The organism is Bartonella sp. CM86QHHN (assembly GCF_042194695.1).
Lineage (GTDB): Bacteria > Pseudomonadota > Alphaproteobacteria > Rhizobiales > Rhizobiaceae > Bartonella.
The window spans coordinates 1-6,817 of record NZ_JBHIND010000080.1 but is presented as its reverse complement, the minus strand read 5'-3'; the positions used below and the strand labels follow the sequence as shown (position 1 = coordinate 6,817).

At 42.0% G+C, this 6,817-nt stretch carries 8 protein-coding genes and 1 pseudogene; 6 read left to right on the top strand and 3 right to left on the bottom strand.

Annotation, left to right across the window (positions count from 1 at the left end; all coding sequences use genetic code 11):
* From ACFIKX_RS09020 to ACFIKX_RS09005, 4 genes and pseudogenes are all read left to right on the top strand, one after another.
* Window positions 1–742, top strand: a pseudogene (locus ACFIKX_RS09020) (DUF4815 domain-containing protein); the annotation flags it as partial.
* Window positions 743–755: 13 nt separating this feature from the next.
* Window positions 756–2,141, top strand: a complete 1,386-nt coding sequence (locus ACFIKX_RS09015) for a Bgr_08870 family protein (RefSeq protein ID WP_375661243.1) — start codon at window positions 756–758, stop codon at window positions 2,139–2,141.
* Between the two features lie 479 nt (window positions 2,142–2,620).
* On the top strand, window positions 2,621–2,899 hold the full coding sequence (locus ACFIKX_RS09010) for a type II toxin-antitoxin system RelE/ParE family toxin (RefSeq protein ID WP_375618870.1): 279 nt from the start codon (window positions 2,621–2,623) through the stop codon (window positions 2,897–2,899).
* A 10-nt stretch (window positions 2,900–2,909) separates the two neighbouring features.
* On the top strand, window positions 2,910–3,218 hold the full coding sequence (locus ACFIKX_RS09005; RefSeq protein ID WP_273721170.1) for a HigA family addiction module antitoxin: 309 nt from the start codon (window positions 2,910–2,912) through the stop codon (window positions 3,216–3,218).
* 75 nt (window positions 3,219–3,293) lie between these two features.
* Here the strand turns inward: ACFIKX_RS09005 and ACFIKX_RS09000 are convergent, their stop codons facing one another.
* The 3 genes from ACFIKX_RS09000 to ACFIKX_RS08990 form a co-directional block, all read right to left on the bottom strand.
* Window positions 3,294–3,545 (bottom strand): type II toxin-antitoxin system prevent-host-death family antitoxin, encoded by a 252-nt coding sequence (locus ACFIKX_RS09000; protein WP_375629446.1) that lies wholly within the window; start codon window positions 3,543–3,545, stop codon window positions 3,294–3,296.
* Between the two features lie 121 nt (window positions 3,546–3,666).
* Window positions 3,667–3,945, bottom strand: a complete 279-nt coding sequence (locus ACFIKX_RS08995; RefSeq protein ID WP_375629449.1) for a hypothetical protein — start codon at window positions 3,943–3,945, stop codon at window positions 3,667–3,669.
* On the bottom strand, window positions 3,942–4,673 hold the full coding sequence (locus ACFIKX_RS08990; protein WP_375629452.1) for an antA/AntB antirepressor family protein: 732 nt from the start codon (window positions 4,671–4,673) through the stop codon (window positions 3,942–3,944). Before ACFIKX_RS08990 ends, ACFIKX_RS08995 begins: the two co-directional genes overlap by 4 nt.
* Window positions 4,674–5,060: 387 nt before the next feature.
* Here ACFIKX_RS08990 and ACFIKX_RS08985 point away from each other — a divergent pair, with 387 nt between their 5' ends.
* Together ACFIKX_RS08985 and ACFIKX_RS08980 are read left to right on the top strand one after the other, a co-directional pair.
* Complete coding sequence (locus ACFIKX_RS08985) at window positions 5,061–6,452, top strand: phage tail sheath subtilisin-like domain-containing protein (protein ID WP_375629455.1); 1,392 nt, start codon at window positions 5,061–5,063, stop codon at window positions 6,450–6,452.
* A partial coding sequence (locus tag ACFIKX_RS08980) for a phage major tail tube protein (protein ID WP_375629458.1) occupies window positions 6,452–6,817 on the top strand: 366 nt, incomplete at its 3' end. The genes ACFIKX_RS08985 and ACFIKX_RS08980, both read left to right, overlap by 1 nt.

The window sequence follows — 6,817 nt, the reverse complement described above, 5'->3', positions numbered from 1 at the left end:
TCATTCTGTTTCACTAGCAAAGCTTGGAGATTTTGATGCAGAACACCAGAGATATGTCTCGAGTCACCCTTACGTGACCGGACCACGCTTTTCTTCTGTTAACGCACAAAGTTGGACAGCCCATCAAGATGAGGCTTTAGCCTTTCGAGTGCTGGCAGCACGCTATAGGCAAACAGAAAAGATTGTCGATTTAGGCACCTTTGACCTTGTGGACTGCTCTGATTTGCAAGTACGCGCAGCCATTGAATTGCCTTCAAGTGAGTGTTCTGTCATCTTTGAAATTGAAAGAAACAACGGCACGGTTTATCAACTCCTTCCCTTTCAATTACTCAGTCTTACCGAATATATCAGTGAAAAGATCAAGCTTCGCGCTATTCTTAAAGGAACAGAGAAACTCTCACCGGTGTTATTTGCTCCTGTTCAATTGATTGCGGGAAAGATCCATAAGGAAGCGACCTATGTCACGCGTGCTTTTGCCTTTGGTGAAAAAGCAAGATTGACCAGCTATATCAAAACCTTTTTACCGGGCGGTGCAACCTTTTCACTGGAGATGCAACTAGATGATGGTGGTTTCACCCCTTTGAAACTTGACGAAACAGAACAACTCGCTGAACCACTTTGGACAGAACGAAAATTTGTGAGCAGTGACAAAACAGCCAAACAAGCGCGCTTGAAACTCACGCTTACCGGTGGACCAGCAGCGCGATCAATGGTGTGTGATTTTGGCGCCGGCATATTGTGATGGGAGAAAACACATGACAAAAACGAAAAAACTCGACATGGAATTGCCTAAAGAGGGGCGTTTTATCAGTTCTGAATTCCCAATCTTGCGGGAAAACTTGACCAAAATTGATCAAGCTCTTTTGGCTGTTGAGGAAAAGGTAGACGAAAAGGCACCTTTACACCACACGCATACGATCAACGAAATCGCAGATCTAGAAAGCGCTCTCAATGGCAAAATGGCAGCGGATAAAACCTTCACTTTTGCCGATTTAAGCGATATCGAGGGTGCACACGATGCTGCCAACAATTATGTTCTCTATAAATCAAGCAACAATAACTTCACCTTTGGGAGTGCTGTCTCACTGTTAGGCGCACATCAACATAAAACCGAAGATATCGTGGGGCTTGATGATTTTAGAGCCAAGCTTAACGAAGATCTCACAAGCTATGGTCGCTTAGCCAGCCCAAATGAATGGCAAAGTTATAATAAATTTACCAGCAAAGTAACCATGAGTAGTGATTTGGAACTGTTAGGCAATTCGTCGTTTAACCTTATCCATAACAACAAAGTCGTTACCAATCTAAGCACAACCGGAAGCTCGCTTAAAGGACCGCTTAAAGTGGACGGTGATGTTGTTTATACCAAATCACAAGTGGATGCAGCCATCTTGGCACAGATAAAGAGTCTTAAAAAAGATTTGACCGATAAAATCACGAATTGGACTGCCCTTGCTGATGCTGAATTGCTCTATACACAGGATGGGAAAATTCAATGGCCCGATTGGGTAACGGATAACACAAAAGTCGAAATCCAAGCATGGGGTGGCGGCGGCAGTGGTGGGGGTGGTTATTCTTATTACTTAGGAGGCGGTGGCGGCGGTGGCGGTTGTACGGTATGGTATGGCTATAAAGCCAGTTTAAACGGTCACGAGGATATCATCATTGGTAAAGGAGGCGCTTCTGTTGCATCACGCAGTGCGACAGGAAATTCTGGAGGAACAACAGCTGTTGGAAAGAATTTTATTACGGCGACAGGAGGACATGGTGGTGGGGGTGCTTCTGCCTATCAATCTCACACGGGATTTGGTGGTGGTACGACTACCTACTATTCAGGCGATGGTGGTGCTGGAGGAACAGGTGGAAACTTTGGTTTAGCAACGGATGAACATCTAGGAATTGCCAAAGGCGGAAATGGTTATGCTGGAACGAATGGAATTACGAGTAAAACAAGCGGTAATGGAGGCGATGCTGGAGGTGATACATCACGTGGTGGCTCTGGAGGAGTCGGCAAAGGTTTCTATAGTTCGGGAAAAGCAGGGCGTGGTTTTGGGGGCGGAGGTGCTGGCTCTCATGGAGATTCCTCTCCAAGCGGCGCTGGAGCTGATGGCGCTGTTCTTATAAGGTTATGGAAAGATTAAATACAAAACCAAAAATAGCGCAAGTCAAATGGATAGCTGTTGTATAAGCTGGCTTGTATGATTTTAAGCCCTTTTATCACTCTTTCAAAGCCTGTTAAAGCCCTTTAAAGGGCTTTTTTGACTGACAGTGTCAGTCTTATGAGAGAGTGAGATGATTGTTATGATCTCTTCATTAATTTGGAGAGCAAAATGACAATAGAATTTAAACTTCGTATTCACTTTATTAAGAATGGCAAGGGATCTAAGTTTTTAGCAATATTTGATCAGACAGCCGTTGGTATGTTTGTAAAATCCTTGATGTTAACGTGCAAATTTATCCCCTCCATGCACCTATTCTTCTCTTTACGCATGAGGTGGAGAAAAGAAAAACAAGTCTAGACGATAAGGGTTTCTAATGGGATGTTACTGTTTTTTCCATTTTAGCACTTGTAATGTAAGCTATTTGTTGACATTAACAGTATTTTACGCTATATAAAAGAATGATTAAAACGTTTAAAAGCAAAACATTGGCAGAATTATTCAAAACGGGAAATTCATCCAAGATTGATAAGAAACTTGTAAAACGTATCATGGTTCGTCTTGATCGTTTAGATATTTCTGAAAGACCAGAAGATATGAATCTTCCAGGATTCAACTTTCATTCTTTGATTGGATATTCACCCACTCGTTACACTGTCCACGTTAACGGACCATGGTGTATTACCTTTGAATTTGACTCATGTAATGCTTACCGTGTTGATCTTGAACAATATCACTAAGGATACAGTTATGAATGACATTCCTGCACAAAGAGATAAAAACCGTTGTCCTACTCATCCAGGAGAAGTTTTAGCAGAAATTATTCCTGAAACAGGCAAAACAAAATCAGAAATTGCGCAGATGCTTGGTATATCACGCCAACATCTCTACGATATTCTGAACGCAAAAAAGCCTGTTTCTCCTGCTATTTCCGCTTGTCTTGGCAAAATGTTTGGTGATGGAGCTGCTATATGGTTACGTATGCAAGCTAATTATGACGCTTGGCATGCTGAACGTGAAACAAATGTTAGCAAAGTTCCAACACTTCACGCTGTTTGATCTCTTCCTCACTCTCAAGGGATAATGTTTTATGGAATACTGGATAAATAATAATATCGAACAACATCCCCTGCTTTAAACATGTTCATCACTATTCAAAATGTCATCTAAACCACGTTCTAAATCATCTAATATATTTTGCGGTGCATCTGCATAAACAAAAGATTGTGCACCAGAACGCGCTTTTATTAATTCATTATATAAATCGACAGGAAGCATAATGATTTTTTCACGCCCTCGCTTTGTTAAAGCTACAGGTGTAGACATAGCCTCGTCTAAAATATCGCCTGCCCCGCGGTTTACATCTGTAAAACTATATTTTTTCATATGCACATCCTATCTTTAATGTATAATACGTATTATACGTACAATATGTATTATGTAAAGATATTTTATGCTGTTAACCACCTCCCCGCCTCAAGGCGAGGAGATAAAACATGTTTTTTAATTAAGCAGCTTTCTTAACAGAATTTTTCAAACTCGGCTCGTAAGCTTTCAACAAAGGCTCCATAATAGAAGGAGGTTTTAAGGTTCCAAAATTTGTAATCATTGCCAGAACTCTGAGTGCGTTTGGTGATTCATCTTGAAGTTTTAAAATCAAAGCTTTTTCTATTGCATCCATGGTCTCAATGAGAGCATTAAAAGCCTTATCTTCGACATCATCACGATCAGAAAATTGAAACAAAGCCATCCATAAATCACATAAAAAGTCGATACTGGTGTTCATTGTACATCTCCATGGATTTGTTCTCTCAAACAAGCTAATCCTCTAGATGTGATTTTCGTTGAAGGCAGCACCTTTTCTGTACCATCCGGTCTTTGAATGGTAATAGCGGGACAATCCATAAATCCTTTCTTGATCTTGTCCTGATAAGGTAATAGAGGCGCCCCTGGAGCCCGTCGATATACCCAGTCATGTTTACGCAAGTAATCCGTTAAATCTTTTGGTCTTACTTCCAACATCTTTGCTGCTTCAATAAGACCGAATAAACCATCAGAGCGCTTTAAACCTTCCAAAGCTTTTGCTTTTGGTGCTAATTCGGCAATGGTGTTATCCTTTTGCTCTATTTGACTTTGTAAGTGATTCAAGACACCAAGCAATGCCTCGGGTTTGGAGTAGTCGACTTGCGGTGTTGCTACTTGTTTCAAAAGCCGTTCACATTTGATAAAGTATTGACGCGCTTCATACCCTTTATCATTACGCTCTATCATTGAAAGGTGTTTAGCCATGTCTAACGTAATGTAGTATTCTTTAGAAGGACGACCTCCTGAACTTTCGCTCAAAAAAGAGCAAAAGCTATAACCTTCTTTAAATTTACATTCTTTAATACGACGAATAATCCAATCTTTAAAACTGGTTTTAACTTCTAAAAATGTATGCAAGTCACGTGCGTTTACTGTCTGGACAGTATCGCCATCAATGACTTGTTCTGTAATTTTTATAAGAGTGTTCATGAGAACTCCTTATCGTTAGATGTTTTTCATTGACACTCTAAAGAGAGTGCCGGGCGCTGAAAAACACGGCGATAAGTCCGTCGTTACACTTTTCCCGCAAAGGTATTGTATAGTGTAACCACACCCGACAAAATCACTATATGCTACAAAGCATGTGATGAGTCAAAGTTTTTAAATTTCGGCGGGAAGAGATTATTTCGGTAATCTATCCGCTTATCGTTCGGTGTTTTTCAGGCACCTAACACCGAAGATATACAGTACAGAAATAATGTCAAGCATCTTTCGATAATTTTTTTATTTTTGGATGCCAAGCACTGAAAAACACAGTTTTTTACCTCTCATTTTTCCCATTCATTTTCATTCACCAATATTTCAAAGGAGTATAAAATGGCAACAGGTTTTCTACACGGTGTTGAAGTTGTCGAGGTTGACGACGGCACCCGCCCCCTTCGCGCGGTTCAGTCTGCCGTTATCGGGATTGTTGGCACAGCACCCGATGCCGATGACCGAGCATTCCCTCTCAACACACCGGTTTTGGTAGCAGGCTCTCTTTCGCAAGCTGCAAAACTGGATAAAACGGGTAAGCGTCAAGGCACCCTACCCAATGCCCTTGATCTTATTTTCAAGCAAGTGGGAGCAATTGTTGTTGTCGTGCGTGTGAACGAGGGTGACAATGAAAATGCAACACTCACCAATATTCTGGGTGGTGTGAATGCAAATGGCGCTTATGAAGGCGTCCATGCTTTGATTGGAGCGGGGTCCATTGTGGGACAAACACCACGCATTCTCATCGCTACAGGCTTTACACACAAACGCCCTATCAGTCTTAGCAAGATTGATGTGATAAACCAAGGAAGCGGTTACACTCAAGCAACTGTTAAAATTGCTGGCGGTGCACAAGCAGAAGCAATCCTGAAAGATGGAAAAGTAACTTCTGTTGTCATTAAGGACAGTGGCTTTGATTATCACACCGCCCCAAATGTGACGATTGAAGGAGATGGCACTGGTGCAACAGCTAAAGCCGATATCAGTACAACCTCTAATCCTGTAGCAGCAGAACTGATTGGCATTGCCGAGCGTTTGCGTGCCATTGTGGTGCTTGATGCACCCAACACGACAGATGAAGCAGCACTTAGTACGGCAAAGGATTTTGATTCAAAACGCGCCATTCTCATTGACCCGTTTGTAAAGGTAAATCGTGATGGAAAAATCATAGAACAACCGGCAAGTGCAGCGGTTGCTGGTATCATTGCCAAAACAGATTTTACACACGGTTTTTGGCATTCCCCTTCCAATAAAGTGATCAATGGCATTGTAGGAACTGCGCGCCCCATTGATTTTTCCATTGGGGACAGATCAAGCCGCGCCAACCTTCTCAATGAACAAAATATCACAACCATTATTCGCGAAAACGGCTATCGCCTTTGGGGCAATCGTACCCTTTCAAGTGATACAAAGTTTGCTTTCTTATCCGTAGTACGCACCGCAGATATGATCAATGATGCCATTTTGCGCGGACATCTATGGGCTGTCGACCGCAATATCAAAAAAACCTACATGAATGATGTCAGTGAAAGCGTCAATGCCTATTTGCGTGATTTAAAAGCACAAGGCGCCATTCTTGGTGGGCGTTGTACACCTGATCCAGAGTTGAATACAGCAAGCGCCATTGAAGGCGGCAGAATCTATTTCAATGTCGAATTCACACCAACAACACCAGCAGAACACATCACATTCCGTTCACGCATTGTGAATGATTATTTAGAGGAGATTTTTTAATGGCTATCCCCGTTTTACCAAGAGTTTTGAAATATTTTAACATTTTTGTCGACGGCATTCCCTATCAAGCAAAATGTGAAAGCGTAACATTACCGAATTTGAACTTGGTTGTTGAAAGTTATCGCGGCGGAGGCATGGATAGCTCTATTGAGGTTGATCTTGGTCTTGAAACCCTCACACTTAGCATGACCATTTCTGATTGCTCTCCAGAGTTGATGACACTGTTGGGGCGCACTGATGTCGACATTTCATTGCGCAGTTCAATGCAAGCGCAAGGCACACCTGCAGAAGGTGTTGTCATTACCATGAGAGGACTATGCAAAGGCTTTGAAATGGCAGAATGGCAACCGGGCAGCAAAGCAACA